At 61.6% G+C, this 1,454-nt stretch carries 1 protein-coding gene and 1 pseudogene; both read right to left on the bottom strand.

Translation table 11 applies throughout. From position 1 onward, the window contains the following. The coding region (locus HMPREF3113_RS18915) for a TonB-dependent receptor plug domain-containing protein (RefSeq protein WP_254665235.1) at positions 1–527 on the bottom strand (527 nt) is incomplete at its 3' end. Between the two features lie 421 nt (positions 528–948). After that, positions 949–1,454 (bottom strand): annotated as a pseudogene (locus HMPREF3113_RS18910) (TonB-dependent receptor); the annotation flags it as partial.

Below are 1,454 nucleotides of genomic sequence, written 5' to 3'. Positions count from 1 at the left end.
AGGATGATGTTGACCACGCCGGCGATCGCATCCGAGCCGTACAGGGAGGACTGGCCACCGGGCAGGATCTCGATGCGCTCGACGATGTCGATCGGAATGCCGCTGATGTTGTTGAACGTATCGCCGCCGTTGTACAGGGCGGGGTAGGACAGCATGGGCCGGCCGTTGATCAGGTACTTGGTGTAGCTCGGGCTCAGGCCGAACATGCCGGCCGCTTCAGCGCCCTGGGTGAACGAGGCGGAGGTCTGGCCGCCCTGCAGGCCGCCGGTGGTCAGCGAGGACTGCTGCAGCACATCGGCCACGCTGGTGAAGCCGCGGGTCTGGATGTCTTCGGCGGTGATGGTCACCACCGGGGTATGGGTTTCAATCTCGGTCTGCGGGATCAGCGAACCGGTGACGGTGACCTTGTCCAGGTTGGTGGTACCGGTGTCTTGGGCAAAGGCGGTGACGGCGCTGGTCAGCAGCATGCCGGTCAGTACGGCGGCGGTCAGCGGGTGGCGAGACAGAGTGGAGCTGTGGCGAGACATGGGCATCCCCGAGTGCGGTGTCGACGTGGGTAGGGCCGTCCATGGAAGCGATTACATCTGCGTGTGAAGCTTTCCGTGCTTCGTCATCGAACGTAACACGGGCTTAACGAGGCTTACACAGCTCAGTCACATAGCCATCAGCCATAAGGCCGGAGGTTCGATAAAAAGTACTTTAAAATCAGCCATGTATGAAAATGTAACAATTTGTAACAACGGAGTGGATGACGCAGTGCTGAATGGTGGCGGTTGAAGGCGATTACTGTTTCGGCGGTCGTCGTCTCGGTTTCGCTTCCTCTTTCGCGCCGGTGGCGGCGCGGGTGACGTGGCAGCCCCACAAACGCGAAACGCCCCTTTCGGGGCGTTCCGGATGGCGAACCGGCAGGGCAGGGCCCTGCACGGTCGCCGGTGTGGCCTGCGGCGGTTACTTGCCGAAGTCGTACTTGGCCTGGACGTACACGGCACGGCCGTACGCGTTGTACAGGCCGGTGTTGTACGGCGCACCCGAGGTGCCCAGGTAGCTGTAAGCCTGGCCGTCGGGCATCTTGTTGAACACGTTGTTGACCATCACCGACAGCGTCAGGTCATCCTGGGCGCGATAGTTCACGCTCAGGTTGTACGTGGTGTACGAGCCCCACTTGCCTGCCGCCTTGCCCGATGCCGGGTGGACATAGTCATAGCCGTTGATGCCGGCCAGATAGTTCGGGGTCTTGCCGATGTAGTTCGCGTACAGCGTGGTGGTGAACTTGTCGACCGACCAGCCCACGGAGGCATCGCTGCGGACCTTGGCGAAGTTGTCGTAGTTCCACATCGCGATCGGGTTGCCCAGCAGATCCTGGAACTCCTCACCCGGCTGCGACTGCACTTCACGCTTGAGCATGTTGGTGTAGTTGGCCGAGAACTGCAGCGAGCCGAAGCGGCCGATGTCCT

Origin of the sequence: Stenotrophomonas sp. HMSC10F06, assembly GCF_001807865.1 — a bacterium.
Lineage (GTDB): Bacteria > Pseudomonadota > Gammaproteobacteria > Xanthomonadales > Xanthomonadaceae > Stenotrophomonas > Stenotrophomonas bentonitica_A.
This window is presented reverse-complemented; position numbering and strand designations above follow the sequence as displayed.